Consider the following 16,871-nt stretch of genomic DNA (forward strand, 5'->3'; position numbering starts at 1 on the left):
AATATCAAACACTTAAAAATAACAGACCGTGCCTTTTTTCTATTTTCTTCTGACACGTTTAAAAGTGTGCTAGTCAATCTTTATACTAGGGAAAATTTATCTATTTAAGCTATTGTTCTTATTGACAAAAAAAACTGATAGGCTGAGAAAGCTAAAATAAAAAACTTTCCAATAGTTCGGAGTTGAGTAATTGTGAAATTAGGAACGGAAGAAAGCCGAATCAGACTGGTGCCAGACAACGCTAAACGTGAGGCGTTAGAACAAGCGACAGGGCTAGGTCGTAGTGGCGATGTAAATATTGAATTAAGTCGCATGAAACCGCCGCAGCAAGCTTTCGACCTGTATTTTAAAAAATTTGGTCCGAAATCCGAGGCTTGATGCTGACGATATTCGACTCGGCTTTTTACTCTTTGACTTACTTGAGCACAACTTAGGAAGCCAAAGCTTTCTTCTCATACCAATGTCTGACTTCCATATGTCACAAATTGGAGAAAATGGGGTGCTCTACTTTCACGGCACTCGCAACTGTGAGTTTGGATATGACTTTTTGGAAAAGCAAAGTCTGTTAGACATTGCTAATAAATGTCGGCTGGACTTGGATACATCACATCTTATTAGTTTGCTCAATAGACTACACAGTTTCTTTTACATAACTTGTACAGAGTTATGTGAAGAAAACCTCGCTGTAAATAGGATAGGCTTCAAGTACACGAAGGAAGAAGTTTTGTTATCTAAAGATGCCAAAATTGTTCACATCCGTCTCAATGAGCGGTTCAACAAAATAGATCTCACTAAGCGCTGGGGGAAATCAACAAAATAACTATTTTTTACTGGGACAAAACAGCCATATAAATCACTAATATCGCCTGATATTATCTTTTTCGCTTTCTAAGCACTTCCATTCAAATTCAATACTTTTAACTACAACTTCGGAGCATTTTATGAATGCAGCTTGCCCCTATGCGCTGTATTTAGGTCGACTTGCGCCTAATAGTCAGCGCTCTATTGCTTCACAACTAAATAGCATCGCAGACATGATGGGTTGGACTGATGAAGAGCGAACAGATAAATATCATCATATCGACTTTCAACAAGCTACCTATATCAAAACGAAGCTTATCACTCAGGGTTGGTCAGCTAGATCTATCAACAGAGCAATGATAGCAATCAGAAGTATCGTAAAAATAGCTGTACTGTCTGGGCTCGTACCAGAAATGCAGTCAATTCAACTTCGGGCTATCAGCAAAGTGAATCATGGCAAACATGATGGAAAGCCTCTCTCAACTGAGGAGGTCAATAAGCTGCTGATAAAGTTACAACGCGATAAATCTGTTCTTGGCATTCGAAACTACGCGTTAATCTCAACACTTTTAGGCACAGGGTTACGACGAAGTGAACTAGTAGCACTCTTGGTAGAAGACTTTATCGAAGGTACAGCTTTGATCGTCAGAAAAGGAAAAGGTAACAAGAGCCGAACTGTTCATCTGCCAGCATGGACGCAACTTGCGCTGAATCAATGGCTAGCACTTCGAAGTAAAAGTAACGGTCATTTATTTGTTCGTGTCGCAAAAGGTGGAAATATTAAACCCAACACCGCTTTGTCATCTTGCTCTATTTATTCGCTCACTCAAAAGTCGCTAGCATCAATTGGCATAGAAGGAGTCTCGCCGCATGACCTTCGACGAACGTTTATCACACGATTACTTGAACAAAATGTAGATATAAACACTGTGCGCCAAATGGCAGGACATGAGGATATCAGTACAACCATCATGTACGACAAGCGAAATGAAAAAGTGATGCAAGAAGCTGCATCTCTACTTTCCTATCAATAATGGGGCGCCAGCATGTCTTATAAAGTACTCAATAAGTCGAGTGAGCTTAATTACCTTGCATGTGAATGGGGCAAGCGATTACTCAACTATCTGCCTTCAATCGATACCGATATACTCAGTAAAAGTCTTGCCAGTAATTTGCGTGGTAGCAAGGTATCTTCCCAATCATTTTTCATAGGTAGAAGCAAAAACGTCAATTACAAAGCTTGCCTCACTATTACTGATACCCAACCTCAGGTAACGAAAACCTTTTTAGCTAATTGTCGCTATATCAGAACCGTGATGGACTTGCCTAAGCAAACCGAGTTACTGATTCAGTTCGCCTTACTCTCGCAGGTTAACAAGTGGATTAGAGCGCTTTCTTCTGAGGTGCACATGCAAACAAGTCACCTTTCGTTAAACGAAATCCTCAAAGACATTTCAGGCATCAGTGACGAACTATTTTCTCACGCAACTGCACAGCTCAATCATTATGGTTTTCTGCCTGATACAGACTTTTTGTCCTTCGAGTATGGTGCAATGCCAAAAGCACTTGTTCGAACGTTGTTAAGTGAAACAATCACCTCAAGGGAAACACTTATAGCACCGTTGCTGCATCCTTCGCCCGATGCAAACTTCACATTGGATGACTTTCCTCACGTGAATACTGCGCTTTTGTCGCAATATCTCACTGCTGCTAGTAAGTCTAGACAGTCTGGAGCAAGTATTTTGCTCTATGGAGCTTCAGGAACAGGTAAAACAGAGTTATCGAGGACACTTGCCAAATACTGCGATAGAACACTTTACGAAATTCGCTCTACTGCACTTGCTAGCAATTTTTCTGAAGATGAGTTCAATAGCCGCTTTCCAAACAAAGAAAGGCTACGTTATTTAGCGTTACTTCAATCATTGCTGACGCGTAAGGCGGACGCTATGTTGCTGGTAGATGAATGCGAGAGTTTATTCGATTGTGCTGACAGCCAATACAGTAAAGAACATCTACAGCGATTCATTGAGCAAAACGAAATTCCCTGCATTTGGATTACAAACCATATCCAATATCTTGAGCCAAGCTTTATAAGGCGATTCAAGCTCGTATTAGACGTTCCTACGTTAAGACCAGAAGAAATCGAACAGATAACGCGGCCTTACTATCACGGCTTAAGTGTTTCTACGTCTGCACGAAAAATGATTAGTCAAACAGAGAACATTACGCCAGCAATTGTTGCTAACGCAACACATGTCGCCCACGCTGTGAACGCTAAACGTGCTCGCGCAGAAGCTGTAATCGGTCAAGTTGTCGAAGCGTCACTTAGAGCAACGGAGCAATGGCAAAATAAACTTGAGTACAAAAGTGAGCTACCTTTCGATACGAGCTACTTAAATATTAAGCAGTCAAAGGAGTATCTCAACGAGATAGCGTTCGCACTTAAACACAACCAGCCAGCGAGAACATTGATTTCAGGTCCTCCAGGAACAGGAAAAACCGCTTTCGCGCACTATCTGACAGAGCTACATGGTAGGAAACTGCTGCGTGTTAAATGCTCTGATATTTTAAGTAAATGGGTGGGTGAAAGTGAGCAAAAGGTGGCTGAGCTATTTCAGCGCGCTCATGATGAGGAGCAAGTCATATTGCTTGATGAAGTGGATAGCTTACTAAGCTCACGTGAAGCGCTCACTGCTCATCACGAACATCAGCTGGTTAATGAGTTCTTAACGCAAATAGAGTGTTTCACACAGCCTTTATTCGCTGCTACTAACTTTTCCGACAAGCTTGATAAAGCCGTGTTACGTCGGTTCGATTTCAAACTAGACTGCCAATACCTTACGTCTACTCAAGTAGTAGAGTTGTACAAAAAACTCACTAAAGTTAGAACGCTCAAGGAAGCTGAGACACAAAAGCTATCTTCACTGCGCAACCTTACACCCGGTGATTTCGCTCTATTGGCTCGTCGAAAGAAGTTTCAACCCAAAATTCAAATTCGTGACTTTGCCATCACCCTGTTGGCAGATGAAAACCTGCGTAAGCAGAAACACACACCAATGGGCTTTATTCGCCCTTAACATTTAAAGGTAAACATTATGACTACATCTGTATTGAGTTCGCTCAAGGTTATCGCTCGTCCTGAAATCAAGCAGAAGCCACCGGTATTGAACAAGCGTATGAAGCTAATCAACCGACTTGAACAGCAAAAAAAGCTCGCCACTTGTATGCTTGAAGGCACACCATTCGTGGCATACAAAGAAAAAACAGTCAAAGATCCAGAAACAGGAGAGCGAATTAAAAAACGTTGGCAGGCTACTGTTCGTCCTTGGTACTACGACACAGATAACCACTATTTCCTGGAAGTAAAAGTGGGCATAAGAGCAATCGAGTTACAAAAGGGGAAACCAGCCATAGATGTTGGCGCTAAAGAAAAGCTTCCCGAGGTCATCGACATCTTGATAAGCGCGGTAGAAAAAGGAGAGCTTGATGAGTTCTTAATATCGCCGCCAAAGACTGTCGCAAAGGGGAAGACTCCGACCAACGCAAAGTTAGTAAAATCGTAGTTAGCCCCCTGCTCTACTCATCAGTTATCGCCCTTAGCGCGTGATTGTATGAACAACGACAACGAACCAAGAATCGAGTGCTGTCTATCTTACAAAAGTAAGTCGCACTTACGTAGCGCTAGCGTTTCAGAAGCTTAACGAATAGCGCTACTGAAAGCGACGTAGAAGACATTGAAAACTGCTAGTCAGGTACGTTGCTTAGTTGCTTGAAAGCGTCGTACAGACGCGCTAGGCAGCACTCACATTCATAGATTCCAATTAGAAGAGTTTTTATTATGCATATTCATTATGAAGGACTCGCTTTGCCTGTCTCAAAGCGATTTGCACGAGCACTCGTCGATTTACTTGTGCAGCATAGCGTGTCACAAACAAGCGTAACAATTAACTTCAGAGACCCTAATTACTCAGCTGAAAATGGTGGTTTTCACCCTGTAGAGATTCGTTTGGAGAAACGCAATAACGCATGGCACTTTTGCTACGTCACGGATTTTGCCTATATAGGAAATGTCCCCTATGCAGAGCTAGCAAAAGACCTCGACTTTGATTTCGATGCAGGTGTTTTTCAAAACCTGTTCGGTGTGTTTCCTATTGAGCAAGCAACCGATATGTATCAAATATGGGAAGGTAACTTCTTGCATTACTGGCTGGAATTAGATGTTTTCTCGATATCGGTATCCGAGTAGCTACAAAACATAAAAGTGTAAACACATTGGGAAAGCTGACAAACCAAAGGAGGTAATCATGTCGAGATGCTTTTCCAACTACAACATCACTAGCAGGTATGCCGCTTATGTAGTCTTTAAAGGTCGAACGCCGGGAGTTTACAAATCATGGAAAGAAACTAAAGCCTTAGTGAATGGCTACTCAGGAAGCCGTTACCAAGGTTTCGCGTCTATCGAAGAAGCAAAACGCGCCTACAGACGCTTTTTAGACGACGGCAAAATAGTGCTCAAGGCAAAACGCAAAACCAAGCAAAAGAAACCTCTAAAGCCGAATATGGATAACGTTGATCTTCCTCCTTGGGAATTAGATTAGGCTAAGTGGTCGCGAAGATAGGACGGTACAAGATAATTTGTGTCGTCCCTTTTCCTTTCTGTCGCGTCATTTCGAAGACGGTAGGCAGACTAGAAACAATATCGGTCACTTTTGCTGCACCATAAGTTCTTGGGTCAAAATCAGGTTTTGCACGCTTTAGAAAATTACCGACTGGACTAACATTCACCCAACCATCATCATTCTGATATAACTCCCAAGCTTTAAGCATTGCTGGTATTAGCTCTTCTGCACCATTACCAGCGCTACTTTGCTCCTGTTTAGGTTTACCTGATTTAGAAACCTGACCAGCTTCTAGGTTTTCGGTGAATATAAAGTCATCACAGGCGTTGCGAAATGACACTGGCGTTTTTTTCTCACCTACGCCAAACACAAACTTCTCTGACTCTCTCAAACGTGACGCTAGCTTAGTAAAGTCGCTATCACTGGATACTAAAGCAAATGCGTCTATTTTTTCAGAATAGAGTAAATCCATCGCATCAATAATCATCGACGCATCTGTTGCGTTTTTACCCGTTGTATAAGCAAATTGCTGAATCGGCTGTATGGCTAATTCATTAAGAGGCGTCTTCCAGTTCTTCAACGCATCAATAGACCAGTCCCCGTAGGCACGCTTGATGAGAACATGGCCGTGTGCTGATATCTCATCCAAAATGGCAGAAAGTTTCGACAGCTGAGCGTTATCAGCATCAATTAGCACCGCTACTTTTTTATGAACATCCAAGTCTTTCATCTATTTTTTCCTTAAAAATACTTATTCTGTGTAACGACATTTAGGAAAGGCAGAACAACCTAGAAAAGTATTGCCTGCATGAGCTCCTCGCTTTGCTTGCCGCTCCACAAGCTCACTTCCGCACCTAGGGCAAGCGTTTTTTTTTATCTCCTCTACTTTTGGCTCCGCTTGCACATCATGGATAAGTGAAAGCAGCTCGTCTCCGTCAATAAGTACAACGGGCTTATCAGAGGCAAAATCTATAGCTTGCTGGGTGAATTTACCCGAACAAATTACGACAACCTTGGCTGCGTTGCTGGCAGTGAGCACGCCAAGCATCTCGCGTACCACACTGACACCAACTTTTTGCGCTTTCCATTGTTTACACTGAACGATGACTCGTTCATCACCTTTCCTAAGCTCTAGGTCAATTCCACCGTCAGCACCAAACCCACCTTCGGTTACTCGATACCCTTGTCTACGAAAGGCTTCTGCCACTAGCTCTTCGAAGTTGCGCCAGTGCAGCTGACGTATAGTTTCAATGCTCTTTTGAGTATCTAATTGCTTGGCCTTGCGTCGAGCATTAAAAAATGAAAATGGAGCAATGAGTAATATGAAAATTGCAAAGTAAGGCGCAGGAACAGCGAGCGCCTTAAATACCATATTGATTAGCTGATTATCCGTTCCGATAGAAGGTAGTAAATGGCCAATTAACAAATAGGTAATTGCCGATGTTATAACTGAAACCCACCATGGCGCTTGGAAAAGAAGGTCAGCAAAAGATGTGTTTTTTCTAGGCATAATCGAACATCCTTGTTGAATAGAATTAAATATTAACCTAATCAATGTCTTGATTAGGTATTAATTCTACTTATGTAGTATTGTTTAACCTGAAGCCGTAAATTTTTTTGAGAAATGGAGAGGTAAACATGGATGTATTTATCGGCATTGATGTCGCTTGTGCGAAAGGTAAATACCTGCCAATAGTGATGTGCAGTCAAGAGAATGGACGTTTAGTACCTCTGCCATTAGGCCATTACCCAATAAAACCACCTAGAGGATTAGGCAATGCATTAACATTGCATGACGAGGTAAATTCGGCATTTGCAAATGATGTCGCGAATTACATTGAAACGGTGTGTGAATCATTTCACTTAAATCCGATCCGAATAGGTATCGACTCTCCGCTCCGGCCTAGAAATGATAGCCTTAGTCGAAGATTTGCGGAACAGGCACTCGATAAAGCAGGCATCAGCTGTTACACCACACCTTCTACAGCCGATTTCGAAGCCATCAAGGCGAAAGGTATTGCTCACCTACAATCAGATAAACCAATACAAAACCTTCCACATGCCCACCAAATTTTTATGCTGTTAGGTTTCGCTTTGAATAAGCGACTGAGTAAAATCGCCGAATGCATAGAGGTATATCCACACGCGACAGCTAAAAAACTAGGTGTCGCTGACACCCACAAAAGCAAAGGAAATCAGGCTGAACTACAACTGTTTGCTATTTCCCATCATACTGGTTGGCCTAAAACTAACGATGATTGGCCTCAAGCAAGCAATATGTGCCTTGGCACCATGCACGATAAAGTGGACGCATACAGTGCTGCATGGGTAGCAAGCTTGCCTGAACAGGAATGCATCTGTTTTGGCGACCGAGAGAAAGGCGATGCTATCTGGATACCTAAAGTTAAGCCGTTAAGCAGTACAAAGGCAGGGCCACCGACAAAGCCTAAACCCACAAAAAAGAAAAAGCAGCCTGTTTCCAATGAAGGTTATAAGCGTTCTTGTCCTGCCTGTTATCAACATGAATTTAAACGATGGCCGTTAGGATGGGATGCGCATGCAGCGCATCGCTGCACTGGGCTCACAGAGGTCGAGCCTGAGGCAAGAAAAAAACGAGTTCAAGTGCCGTTTCATGAGCTGTTAAAATTGTATTTTCTATACAACCGTCTCAAAATAAAAAACACTAGACTAAAGTATAGAAGTGATAAAATATTTAAGAAGTTAATGGGTTTATGATTAGTTAATAGCTGACGAAATATTTTAATATAAATATGCAGAGATTTATTAAATGGCAATATTTCACCAGACGATATACGGTATATTAGCTCACTATCCAAAGGAAAATACTAAGCTATTTCAAGAAGAAGTATTTTAATAGGTCGGAGGTATAGCTTCGTGGTATTTGAAGTATTCTAGGCATGAAATTGAGAATTTAAGGAAAGAGATTGTCATATAGTCACGATCAAATTCACACCTGCTTTGCATCCGGAACATCGTACGTATTTGCAGTAATTTCGCTTAGTAATCTGTGATCTAATAGTACTTGTATAATAGTTTTAACTGTTGCTTCGCAAGGCACTATCCGATTTGAATCGCTCTCAAAATTCAACCCCCAATTTCTGGCTGAGTTAACAGATTTCAAATTAGATATGAAATTGGGCCTGGAATAGATATTTTTTTGTTCAACTAGTGCCATCCGTCTTAGTTGCATAGAGTTGGTGCCAACATACTCTATTATTGGGCCCATATCTGAAAACAAGCTACTGAATTGGGGTGACGCTTGCAGAGTCGAAAATGCTTGTTTAAATGACTCGCTATGTCCCATCGCAGACTCAAACCCTCTTTTATTTGAAATAAAGGTAGTCTCATTAATTACATAAAAATCAAAAGATTTCTCAATAGAAAAGCTTCGGTCTTGAATACCTGACAACTCTCCATTCTTAAACACCATGTTTACAAATTTATTTGAGTAAGCCGTCTTCCATGTTGACGTAGATCGTTTAACAGCATATACGGTCTCGCCGTCGAAAGTAAATTTAACTACATATCCCTTTGCTCCGACTAGGTCTTTTTTATCCGTTACCCTATGTTCGGCGGCAACCTGATCCACGAGAGTTTGAAGGGTAGGAAAATCTGTATCGCTCTTGTTGATTGTTAAGCAGCTATTTTCATTAGTCTGGGATATATAAGAATATGTATCGAATTCAGTTATACGCGAAACATTAGCTTGAACGATATTTTTAAGCTGCTGATTTAAGTTATCGTCCATTTGTACGTAAAATGCCCTAAATCGCTTATCTGTAGTGCTATCTTTAAATACCCAAAGTTGCACTGTAGAGTTAGAAAAATCAAAATTAGTTAGACTATCAAAATCAGCACTCATCGTTGCTCCTTGCAATATAAAAGTCTTGTACACTCTGAACTTTATATGTACCTGGCTTTAGCGGTCCTTTCACAAGTATCCTCACATCGCGGTCATGGTCATCAATTTTTATCGAAGCCTCATGCAGTTTCCACCCAAACATTAATAATAATGGATTCATTATTATTTGCCCTGATTTATAGGTAATTGCAAACATCCAAATCAAGAAAACTGCGAAGCCTAGCAATTTCTCTGGTTCATCATAACTAATCCCCATAAATGACACTACATAAGGAAATACATAGTTAATTATGTCATTCGGAATGCTCTTTGACTTTGTAACGGTTGCAGTAAATGGATAATCAATTTTAATTAGAGACTTGTCCGATAAATATACCGCGAGTAGAGTTATAATTAAGAAACTAGAAGCTAAATGTGGATTTGAAAATGGATCAAAGACACAGTTTGCAATGCTATCGAATCCACAAATATCCTGTTGCCACCAAGATATGTCTATATCCTGTACAGCGAGGATTAGCGCAAGTGGGAGGTATGAACCCAGAAAAATGATAAATGCAGATAATATTCTAAATTGCATGCTAGTAGCACATCCTTATGCGCTCCGAGTTTGATCTACCAAATATTTAGTCTCGCCAAATAACATAATTAGAGTCCCTAAAAAAACGCTATGCTACAATAGTTAACATTGGCATTACTCGACCTAACAAATCATTCGGCAACCTATTTAAAATTCCTTCAACTGCTGATCTTTCGTTCAATGCTGATAGCTCAGACGCTAACTCTTTAATGAAATTGTCCATGCATTCTATTCTGTCCCATTGCTTTTTATATTGTGAATTATCGACCTTCTGCTCTACTCTTATCAACCTCTTATCCAAGCTATAACTGTAACGCATTTTAATAATTGACTTATCGTTCCCGTCGTATTCATAAAATGTCATCAGCAGGAATAGGCACGTAGCATTTTTTCGTATTTCAAATGAACCGTAATTCTCATTGAATGCAGCTTCTACTAATTCATTTGGTTGGACGCCAAAAGTTAAGTGAAGATCTGAGATTTTATTTAACAAACCTTGAATTCTTTTGTTACTCTTTATCATTGTATCATCTTCCTGAGTTCTTCAATAATTTCAGGTATAGCATCTATTGACTGAGATAGACCTTTATTATCTCGTTGGTTGACGGAACCAAATCGCTTTTGCAGTTTAGAGTTAATATATCTAACTAACACACCGTCATTGGGATCAGTTGCCTTTAAGTAAGGAAGTACACCCATAAACGATGGAGCCAATTCTGCTGATTTCTCGTCTAACCTCAAATCACTTAATAAATCTGCCACGGAATCTTGAGCATTTTTGGTTAATAACTCTCTAAGTTTCTTTCTTGCTAAATCTGGACGTTTTTCAATGAGGTTCGGATCGATTTCCCTTGCTGCTTTGCTTGTTTCATTTTTTATAAGTGTAGACTTAATTAACTCTAAGTCTTCCTCATTAATGCTTGAGCTTCCCTTAATTGACTCCAATTTTTCGTCGACCAGCCTTTGAATTTCAGCTCGTTTATTTTTGAAAATTTCATTAAAGTCAATATCGTCAAGGTATGATTCGTTTCCACTAATAAATGATTCACCTGAAAACACATCTGATAATGTTGAGTCTCGCTCTACGTATTCTCTGTCAGAAATTGCATACTCTCGCGTCCGTTGATGTCTTGCTCGATCGGTCTCTCTTTGAAAAGACTGCCACATCTCGTCTAAGCCAGTTTCTTTGTGATAAATAACCAAACCATTATTGTCTACTTCAAATGCTGTAGTTAAATCATCTGGTATTGCTCTCAATATTCTCCCAACCACTTGGGCAAAAGCGTTTAAACTTCTATATGGCCTAAATAAGGCCAAAATTGAAAGATAATGATGATCATATCCTTCCATTAGCATGTTGACTGAAATAACAACATCACAATCATTGTTGTCAATCACTGAAAAGGATAGACTTATATCCTCTTTTGACATTTGGCTATGAACGATAACGCCGATCAAACCTTCCTCTCGATACCAATCCAAAAGATCGTTTGCATGAGATATACTGCAACCCACTGCTAGTATTTTATGCGGTACATTTGGAGAAGATGTTCTTAGTTCAGCTAGCTTTTCAGCGCTATGCTTAATAACTTCTAAGGAACAATCCTTTGACAACGCAACGCTCTTCTCTATCCATTCCTTTTCCTTAAACGCCAGTATTTCATCTTTAGTAAATTTACGACCCGGTGCATCAGGCATGGAAAAATACAATTCGGTCGCATTGACAGACTCTTTTCGCAACCATTTAACATATTTATCTCTCATTACTTCAGATAAATAAGTCTCGTGAATTTTGACGCCGGGCACCTCTTGGTTATCCCCGCGAAATGGGGTTCCAGTTAAATGTAAAACTTTCGCTTTATTAAAATACTCCAAAGTCGTCTTCCAACTATTAGCCGGTGCATGATGTGCCTCGTCAACGATAATCAAATCAAAAAAGTCGGGGTCCACACGATTGATTAGAGCATTAGGATTATCACCTGTAAGTCGATGAATGTTAGAATAAATAATATTGCTAGTTTCTAAGTGTTCCATCGATATTGAAGAACTGTATTCACTTAACGATGGTAGGTCGATTGGGTCAAAAATTATGTCAAAGTTAACCCAGAAATTGTCTTCTAGAATCTCTTGTGCTTTTTGAATGCTCTGTTTGGTGACCAGACCTGGAGTAATAATTAAAACGCGTCCCTCACTCACCCCAAACGGAGCAATCGATATTAATCCAGTCTTACCTGTTCCTGTGGGTAAAACGACTAATGCTTCTTTGTTTTCTGGGGTAGAGAAAAACTCCTGAATACGAAGATAAGCTTGTAACTGTGGTGCTCTAAGCTTCTTATTTCCGACGATATTGGCTGCGGTTTCTTTGAAATACGACATAAATTCCCTTTTGACTAAAAAATGCATAATCCTAATTGGATTAAACTACTCCAAAAAAGAAAAAATTTAAACTTGTAAGGTTCTAGTGTAAAAATTTAAATGGTAGAACTACAAAAAAACCCCGACCATCTCTGATCAGGGTTTTTATAGAAGTGGTGCCTCGACCCGGGATCGAACCAGGGACACGCGGATTTTCAATCCGCTGCTCTACCAACTGAGCTATCGAGGCTGAAACTTGTTAGCGTTCTAGGCGTTTGCTGCCTGTCCTGCTGTGGGTGCGTATTAAACGGTTTTCGCCTTCACAAGTCAACCGTTTTTCTCGCTTTTTTTGCGCTTTTATTACTGTTTGCACATTGTTTGCTCAAAAAGCGCTTTTTTGCTTATTTTTCAGGCGGAACATAGCCTTCAATTGTAGGCTCAACGTCGTCGAACAAGTACGCCGACATTTTTTCTTCCAAAAATGCACGGGCATTCGGTTCCATCATATTTAGTTTGTGCTCGTTGATTAACATGGTTTGTTTCTTTTGCCACTCGCCCCATGCTTCTTTTGAGATATTGTCAAAAATACGCTTACCCAGCTCGCCCGGGTACAGTTGAAAATCTAAGCCATCGGCTTCTTTTTGAAGCTTACGACAAAATACGGTTCTTGCCATGTTCTTTCCTTTCACTATCTGCTTAGCTGTTCATATAGGCAGCTACGAATAGCTTAGCCTATTAACTGCTTAATAATTTTGGTAGTCGGCGCTGCTAAACCCACTTCAATAGGCTCACCCAACGAAAACCAACGAAATGCCGTATCGGCTACGCGTTTTGTTGGTGGAGAGTTTACCACGGCCACTACCGGGGTGATATCTAAATGAAAGTGACTGAAGGTATGGCGAAACGTTTCAAGCGTTTTGGTTTCTTCAACATTTACGCCTCGTTTTTTAAACTGCTCAATACCTTCTTCTATTGAAGACACTTCGATAAACCCGTATAAACCGCCCCATAGCCCCGTTGATGGGCGCTGTTCTAAGTACACTTGGCTATTAAACTGCGCTACCATCATAAAGGTCGCTTTCTCTGGCAATGCCTTTTTAGGTTTTTTACCCGGGTAGTCGGTTTGTGCGCCTTGAGCGTAGGCAATGCAGTCGGCTTGAAGCGGGCACTCATCACACTTGGGCTTGCTTCGCGTACAGATTATCGCGCCCAAATCCATCATCACCTGGGTGTAGTTGGCGCAACGTCCACCTTCTGGGTTGGTAGGCGTGTTTTTCTCGGCCACCTCCCAAAGTTGGTTTTCCACTTTTTTCTGCCCCGGCCACCCGCTTATCGCATAGTAACGCGCCAGCACACGCTTCACATTGCCATCTAAAATAGCAAAGCGCATATTGCGAGATAGCGACAATATGGCCCCTGCGGTTGAGCGCCCTATCCCTGGTAAGTCCATGACTTCTTCTAGGCTAAAGGGGAACTCACCGTTGTATTCATCCACCAACCTATTCGCCGCTTTGTGCAAGTTTCTTGCTCGTGCGTAGTAGCCAAGGCCTGTCCAATGGTGAAGCACATCGTCTTGGGATGCTTTCGCTAAGTCATGTACGGTGGGGAATGACGCCATAAAGCGTTCAAAGTAGGGAATTACCGTGGTGACCTGGGTTTGCTGGAGCATAATTTCCGACACCCATACCTTGTACGGCGTGACCTCTTGCTGCCAAGGCAGATGCTTTCGCCCGTGTTTGTCAAACCATGCAAGCACTCGTTCTGCAAAGCTGCCTGTGTATTGTTGTTCTGTCATAATCGTCTATGTTTGGTAGTGGATATCGTCTGCCCGTTGTGTAACGACGTACATTTGTTTTGTGCGTACAACCGTTCATAAAAAAGCGCGCTATGGTAGCATGTAACTAGCCAATTTTATTGTTAAGGAGCACACGTGTCTGTGCAGCACCCTGTTTTGTTTTTTCCCGGTACACTTTGCGATGAACGTATTTTTTTACCGCTATGGCGACAGTTAAATATAGCGCAACGCCGCTACGTGCCCCTTCAATGGGCGTCGTCACAAGAAGAGATGCTGGCATTAAGCGAAGACCGTATTCTAGATAACGAAAAAGTGCATCTAGTGGGCTACTCCATGGGCGGGTTTATTGCCTCGCTGGTGGCACAGCGCAACCCACATAATATCGCATCGGTAACCCTGATTGGCTATAACCCTGAAGGCTTGTCAAAAGAGGAAATCGCCAAGCGAAAACAGCTTACTTCCATGCTTAAGCAAGGGAATTTCAAACCCGATAACGATGCCTATTTATCCCGTTTTATTCACCCTTCACGCCTTAACGATGACAAGGTTGCTGGTGTTGTAAAATCGATGGCCCAAGATCTAGGTAAAACGACCTTACTTAATCACACCCTTGCGACTACGCCCCGAGAAAGTACCGTTAAAGCGCTGGCTAAGATCAACGCGCCGACAACACTTATTGCTGCTCAACAGGACGCTATCGCACCTGCCGCAGCAATAGCGCGACTTAAAGCGCAACTGCCCAAGGCAAACTTTCAAGTCATAGAAAATGCCGGTCATATGATGGTGTTAGAGCAAACCGATGCGGTAGCGTCTATTATTGCAAAACAAATTGGCGTATAAAAATACAGCATTTTTACCACGATAGCGTTGCATAACCTGCGGGTAAGTGGATAATGCGCCACCAGAAAATTGGGTTAGAAAGGCATTGCAAATGAGGCAATTCAAAAGTCAGGCGGAAGCAGAAGCCGCTGGAGTATACGTAAGCAAAGTGAAAAGCTTCGTGAAACGCGAAGGTAGACTTACCAAAGCACAAGAGAAAGCGTTGGCAGACTATTGGCCAACAAAAGGCATCGACTATTCAGAGTCTACTCTGTCCTTGCCAGATGTGTTTGGTCGCAGCGCACCTGTAGTGGTTGAAATTGGCTTTGGCATGGGTAAATCGTTGGTTGAAATGGCCGCGAACGCCCCAGAAAAAGACTTTATTGGCATTGAAGTACATAGACCGGGCGTTGGTGCGTGCTTAGCTGATGCAAGCGAACAAGGCGTTGAGAACTTACGTGTGATGGAGCATGACGCGGTTGAAGTACTTAAAAATATGATCCCTGACGGCTCTCTGTCTCGCCTGCAGTTATTTTTCCCCGATCCATGGCACAAAAAGCGCCATCATAAGCGCCGTATTGTACAGCCTGAATTCGTTGAATTAGTACGCACGAAACTCGCTGTAGGCGGTTGTTTCCACATGGCCACAGACTGGGAACAATATGCTGAGCATATGGCCGAGGTAATGAATAATGCTGAAGGCTACACCAATACAGCGACCGATGGTGACTATGTACCTCGCCCAGACTACCGCCCTATCACCAAGTTTGAAACTCGTGGTCAAAAACTTGGCCATGGCGTATGGGATTTGATTTACGAGCGTACTAAATAATGATTCTATCCCCTCAAAGCCAATTACTAGAGCGTAATATTGCGCTATTCGACGAAGGACAATGGGCATTTATCAACCCGTCTGATGCCTATTTTCTAGACAGCTTAAAATCTCATGAAGTTACGGTAATTCACCAGTACTTTGATATTTTTGCTGAGTGTGTAAGGGTAATACCTTCAGCGTCCTTCGATAGTAGAGATATTACCAGTAAAGGTTTCGAGGTTTCCCAAAAGGTAGGCAACCACACCCATATATTTACGCCATTTGTGGCGCTAGAAAAGTCACACACTGATGTGATGATTTCTTTACCTAAAGCAAAAACCCATTTTCAGATGCTGTTAAGAATGGCCGCCAGCATGGTTGGTCAAAATGGCCGTATTCACGTTGTTGGTGAAAACAAAGGCGGCATTAAAAGCGCCGCCAAATTAATGCAGCAATATGGCGCAACGCAAAAAGTAGATTCTGCGCGCCATTGCAGCCTGATTACCGTTATTGTTGAAGAGCCTCATCTTGCCTTTGAAGCCGAAGCATGGATTGATACCAATACGTATGCCGTTGAAGGTACGTCTTGGAAAGTGGCTTCTATGCCGGGTGTATTCAGTTATAAGGAACTAGATGCAGGTACGGAGCTTTTATTAGAAAAGCTCTCTACGTCGCTCAGCGGCGACGTACTCGACTTTGCCTGCGGTGCCGGGGTTATAGCGAGCTATATCATGCTTAAATACCCACACTTGAAGCTGCATTTGACCGATGTCAGCGCCCTTGCTATTTACTGTAGCGCACTGACTTTGGCGGAAAACCAGCTGGCAGCGACCTTGTATGCTGCCGATGGGCTGCACGGCATGACTAACAAAGTACAGCACATCGTTACCAACCCTCCATTTCACACGGGTATTAAAACTGACTACACGGTGACTAAACGTTTCATTTCAGATGCGAAAGCGCGTTTAACCCGTGGGGGTACCATGCAAATGGTCGCCAACCGCTTTTTGCCTTACCCTGGCTTATTATCTGAGCATTTTCAAACGGTATACACCACAGCACAAACGTCTCAATTTTCCGTTTACCAAGCGACTTTGTAATTAAAAAAGCATTAAGCTTGTGCTAGGTTAGTTTTCTACCTGCCGCTTACGGCCGTTGCATTTACCACACAATGGCCTTTAGCGCTTTTTCCGTACTTATTTAGTTGT

At 41.9% G+C, this 16,871-nt stretch carries 18 protein-coding genes and 1 tRNA gene; 10 read left to right on the forward strand and 9 right to left on the reverse strand.

Annotation, left to right across the window (positions count from 1 at the left end):
* Positions 1-192: 192 nt before the first annotated feature.
* The 6 genes from ACX5J7_RS00205 (at position 193) to ACX5J7_RS00230 (ending at position 5,399) form a co-directional block, all read left to right on the forward strand.
* Positions 193-378 carry a hypothetical protein gene (locus tag ACX5J7_RS00205; protein WP_498705675.1) on the forward strand — a complete coding sequence of 62 codons (186 nt, stop codon included), beginning with the start codon at positions 193-195 and terminating at the stop codon, positions 376-378.
* Between the two features lie 563 nt (positions 379-941).
* Positions 942-1,835, forward strand: a complete 894-nt coding sequence (locus ACX5J7_RS00210) for a tyrosine-type recombinase/integrase (RefSeq protein WP_498705676.1) — start codon at positions 942-944, stop codon at positions 1,833-1,835.
* Between the two features lie 12 nt (positions 1,836-1,847).
* Entirely contained in the window at positions 1,848-3,878 is a 2,031-nt protein-coding gene (locus tag ACX5J7_RS00215) for an AAA family ATPase (RefSeq protein WP_498705677.1), read from the forward strand.
* Positions 3,879-3,896: 18 nt separating this feature from the next.
* Positions 3,897-4,364, forward strand: a complete 468-nt coding sequence (locus ACX5J7_RS00220; RefSeq protein ID WP_498705679.1) for a hypothetical protein — start codon at positions 3,897-3,899, stop codon at positions 4,362-4,364.
* Positions 4,365-4,639: 275 nt separating this feature from the next.
* Complete coding sequence (locus tag ACX5J7_RS00225) at positions 4,640-5,047, forward strand: DUF2787 family protein (protein WP_498705680.1); 408 nt, start codon at positions 4,640-4,642, stop codon at positions 5,045-5,047.
* Positions 5,048-5,105: 58 nt separating this feature from the next.
* A complete protein-coding gene (locus ACX5J7_RS00230; protein ID WP_126872538.1) occupies positions 5,106-5,399 on the forward strand; it encodes an RNase H1/viroplasmin domain-containing protein in 294 nt (97 codons plus the stop codon).
* Position 5,400: 1 nt separating this feature from the next.
* On the opposite strand, the gene ACX5J7_RS00235 is transcribed toward ACX5J7_RS00230, so the two are convergent.
* Both ACX5J7_RS00235 and ACX5J7_RS00240 read right to left on the reverse strand, forming a co-directional pair.
* The gene (locus tag ACX5J7_RS00235; RefSeq protein ID WP_012516807.1) at positions 5,401-6,150 is read right to left on the reverse strand and encodes an NYN domain-containing protein; all 750 of its coding nucleotides are present in this window, start codon (positions 6,148-6,150) and stop codon (positions 5,401-5,403) included.
* A 21-nt stretch (positions 6,151-6,171) separates the two neighbouring features.
* Positions 6,172-6,930: a DUF2034 domain-containing protein gene (locus ACX5J7_RS00240; RefSeq protein ID WP_498705681.1), complete on the reverse strand. Its 759-nt coding sequence runs from the start codon at positions 6,928-6,930 to the stop codon at positions 6,172-6,174.
* Positions 6,931-7,058: 128 nt separating this feature from the next.
* Between ACX5J7_RS00240 and ACX5J7_RS00245 the strand changes: the two genes are divergently transcribed.
* Complete coding sequence (locus ACX5J7_RS00245) at positions 7,059-8,156, forward strand: DUF429 domain-containing protein (RefSeq protein ID WP_498705682.1); 1,098 nt, start codon at positions 7,059-7,061, stop codon at positions 8,154-8,156.
* Between the two features lie 232 nt (positions 8,157-8,388).
* Here the strand turns inward: ACX5J7_RS00245 and ACX5J7_RS00250 are convergent, their stop codons facing one another.
* The 7 genes from ACX5J7_RS00250 to mutY all read right to left on the reverse strand — a co-directional run bounded on the left by ACX5J7_RS00250 (position 8,389) and on the right by mutY (position 14,030).
* The gene (locus tag ACX5J7_RS00250) at positions 8,389-9,303 is read right to left on the reverse strand and encodes a DUF4868 domain-containing protein (RefSeq protein WP_126872542.1); all 915 of its coding nucleotides are present in this window, start codon (positions 9,301-9,303) and stop codon (positions 8,389-8,391) included.
* The gene (locus ACX5J7_RS00255) at positions 9,293-9,880 is read right to left on the reverse strand and encodes a KwaA family protein (protein WP_126872543.1); all 588 of its coding nucleotides are present in this window, start codon (positions 9,878-9,880) and stop codon (positions 9,293-9,295) included. The genes ACX5J7_RS00250 and ACX5J7_RS00255 overlap by 11 nt, the downstream gene beginning before the upstream one ends.
* Before the next feature lie 88 nt (positions 9,881-9,968).
* Positions 9,969-10,403, reverse strand: coding sequence for a hypothetical protein (locus ACX5J7_RS00260; protein WP_498705684.1), 435 nt, complete (start codon positions 10,401-10,403; stop codon positions 9,969-9,971).
* The gene (locus ACX5J7_RS00265; RefSeq protein ID WP_498705685.1) at positions 10,400-12,256 is read right to left on the reverse strand and encodes a DEAD/DEAH box helicase; all 1,857 of its coding nucleotides are present in this window, start codon (positions 12,254-12,256) and stop codon (positions 10,400-10,402) included. The genes ACX5J7_RS00260 and ACX5J7_RS00265 overlap by 4 nt, the downstream gene beginning before the upstream one ends.
* A 153-nt stretch (positions 12,257-12,409) precedes the next feature.
* Positions 12,410-12,485 (reverse strand) — tRNA-Phe (locus tag ACX5J7_RS00270).
* Between the two features lie 151 nt (positions 12,486-12,636).
* Positions 12,637-12,909 carry an oxidative damage protection protein gene (locus tag ACX5J7_RS00275; protein WP_012516801.1) on the reverse strand — a complete coding sequence of 91 codons (273 nt, stop codon included), beginning with the start codon at positions 12,907-12,909 and terminating at the stop codon, positions 12,637-12,639.
* Positions 12,910-12,962: 53 nt separating this feature from the next.
* Positions 12,963-14,030, reverse strand: coding sequence for an A/G-specific adenine glycosylase (mutY, locus tag ACX5J7_RS00280; protein ID WP_498705687.1), 1,068 nt, complete (start codon positions 14,028-14,030; stop codon positions 12,963-12,965).
* Between the two features lie 135 nt (positions 14,031-14,165).
* Here mutY and ACX5J7_RS00285 point away from each other — a divergent pair, with 135 nt between their 5' ends.
* The 3 genes from ACX5J7_RS00285 (at position 14,166) to ACX5J7_RS00295 (ending at position 16,763) form a co-directional block, all read left to right on the forward strand.
* Positions 14,166-14,870 (forward strand): alpha/beta fold hydrolase, encoded by a 705-nt coding sequence (locus ACX5J7_RS00285; RefSeq protein WP_015065999.1) that lies wholly within the window; start codon positions 14,166-14,168, stop codon positions 14,868-14,870.
* A 91-nt stretch (positions 14,871-14,961) separates the two neighbouring features.
* Positions 14,962-15,681 carry a tRNA (guanosine(46)-N7)-methyltransferase TrmB gene (gene trmB, locus ACX5J7_RS00290; protein WP_015065998.1) on the forward strand — a complete coding sequence of 240 codons (720 nt, stop codon included), beginning with the start codon at positions 14,962-14,964 and terminating at the stop codon, positions 15,679-15,681.
* Positions 15,681-16,763, forward strand: a complete 1,083-nt coding sequence (locus ACX5J7_RS00295; protein ID WP_020742685.1) for a methyltransferase — start codon at positions 15,681-15,683, stop codon at positions 16,761-16,763. Before trmB ends, ACX5J7_RS00295 begins: the two co-directional genes overlap by 1 nt.
* The last annotated feature ends 108 nt before the right edge of the window (positions 16,764-16,871 follow it).

The sequence above is a fragment of the Alteromonas infernus genome (genome assembly GCF_902705815.1).